Genomic DNA, 2,308 nt, shown 5'->3' on the forward strand with positions numbered 1-2,308 from the left:
ACGTATCAGTTTAGTTGAAGAACATTTTTTTTAATAGCACATAAAAAAGAACGCCTAGAGTTCATCTTACAAAAACAATTTGGCATTCTTATTTGAAGAATGAAGTAATTATTTTTTTTACAAATAATCCAATTATTACACCTGGTATAACAAATAACATTGGTAAAAAAATAGGTCCAAACAATACACCGAAAATTTTAATATCAGTAGAATAAATCAAACCAATAGTGACAAAATACGCTGCAAATACAAAAGGAAGAAATAAAAAGGGAGAATTCTCTCCTCCTTCATTTGCATCCTTTACTGCATCCCACATTGAAAAAAAATACAGGCAGGGATAAAACATTAACCACTTGAAATTGATTTGATCAATAGAAATATCAGTTTTACCATGAAAACTTAAAATGATGGCTTTATTAAAATTTGATTGGATATTTACAAGAAATTCAAGGAAAATGAACAATATGCCTTTAACATATTTTTGATTTAACAGTTGTCCAAAACCGGGCAAAGCAATGGACCATAATAATTTCTCAATCGCATTCTTATTCAATCATATCCCTATTTCCTTTTGGTTTTAGCTATTTCAATTTCATCAATAGATGCAGGGGGTTTTTCCATCCAACTATGTTCAATCATAATGTTCGCTCCATCTTCCGCATAATGAGCAGCTTCAAGAAATATACGTAGAAACTTTGAACTCAAATCACGTCTAGCAACCGTACCTACTGCAGTTCCATAATAGCCAAGTGACATTCCTGTAAGCATGGTTACTTGGAACATCATTAACTTATCTGAAAATGGCGGAGTAGTAGATTTTAAAACTTCTGAATCATATGTGGGTGATTCAGATATATTTTCTTCAGCTAAAATATGTGCCATAAATTCAACAACTTTACTAGCGATATTTGCTCCTCTAACCATATAATTTTGAACATCTTTTAATCCAGCAACTTGAGCAAAGCCCAATAGTAACGCTTTACCAACAGCATTCCTTTGCATATTTTCATAAAAGTGCATGATTTCTAGGGAATTTATTGGGCGACGTTCTCCAAACCAACCAGTTAAATATCCTTGTTTCTCAATAAATTCAACTTTTTCTGGAATTGGGATATAAGCAGCTCTAGAATATAATCCTTTTTCTAATGAGACGTTTAAGGATTTAAAATATAATTCCCTGGTGAGGTCTACGGAACTTGAAAAAAGTTCTAATACATCGGAGCGTGCACAACCAGATAAAGCTGCACCATATGCAGTTAGACCGTGTCTTGACATATTGTGAACAAAATTTAAAAAGAAGGTATCAGAATATAATGCTGGAGCATTTAGATTAACATCCTCATTTTCACTAAAAGCAACGGGAATGGGATGATTTTCTTTAACATAAATTTCTGTAATGTTTTGTAACACTTTATCTGCTATGGAAATTGCAAAATTTATTACTGTTCGGATTTCCTCATCTTGAGTCTTTTCTTTAAAATACTTCAATACACACTTAGACATACTATTATTCATGTATCCAGTCCAAAGCTGAGCTATTTCAGGAGAAGTAAGACGAATATTATGTTCAGAATTCATAAGCAATTAGCCTCCAGGTAGTATATATTTTTAAATTGCCCTTTTTAAAAGCAAAATAATATATTTTTTACTTTTGATTATGTAGTTATTAGTTTTAATTAAATATTGACCGTTTCTACCAATTGCATCGAAAAGATATAGCTATTTGTGAGAAGATGTACATAAGCTAACGGGTGCAAGAGTTAAAGAGAGGTTGGCTGCGGCGGTCTTTTTTACTTGTTATGCTAACGAAGCAGTTTAGTTGAACAAGGAAAATACTAATAAGTATCGAATAATATTGTTAATATATTCAGTTTAATGGAGGTAATAATGTCTTGCCCTTATTGTAAAGAAGAAGTGAAATGTTTTCATAATACTGGAGGTGTAGAATGGAAAATAAGAAGAAGTAAGCTTATAAAGTATTAATATATCAAGCTTTTGTAGATATAAAAAATAATACTACTCATGAAGAGGCTTTCCATATTGCTCACGTATTCCACAATCTAGCGCTCCTTATGATAAAAGATTTTGAAGGAATGAATGAAGCTGAATTTTGGAGTCAATTAAACTTTCTTCAAAAAAAACTTGGTGTAAAATATTATAAAGAATTGTTTTAAAGTGCCTTAGCTAATGAAGGAAGGTTATTTTAATTATATTATGGGGGCTTAATTGAACTAACGGGTGCAAGAGCTCAAGATGGATCGCTGCGGCGGTCTTTTTTGCTTTTTGTATTAACGGAGCAGTTTAGTTG

The 2,308-nt window shown here is 31.8% G+C and carries 2 protein-coding genes; both read right to left on the reverse strand.

Translation table 11 applies throughout. The features are described 5' to 3' along the window. Positions 1-88: 88 nt before the first annotated feature. Positions 89-553, reverse strand: a complete 465-nt coding sequence (locus tag V7161_RS30280; RefSeq protein WP_335716461.1) for a hypothetical protein — start codon at positions 551-553, stop codon at positions 89-91. Between the two features lie 8 nt (positions 554-561). Continuing rightward, positions 562-1,578, reverse strand: a complete 1,017-nt coding sequence (locus V7161_RS30285; protein WP_335716462.1) for a DUF3231 family protein — start codon at positions 1,576-1,578, stop codon at positions 562-564. Positions 1,579-2,308: the final 730 nt, after the last annotated feature.

The organism is Neobacillus drentensis (assembly GCF_036965425.1).
GTDB lineage: Bacteria > Bacillota > Bacilli > Bacillales > Cytobacillaceae > Neobacillus > Neobacillus drentensis_F.

What these genes read in the sequence shown, in the direction of transcription:
- V7161_RS30285 (WP_335716462.1), bottom strand. Translation starts at nt 1,578, where the DNA reads ATGAATTCTGAACATAATATTCGTCTTACTTCTCCTGAAATAGCTCAG.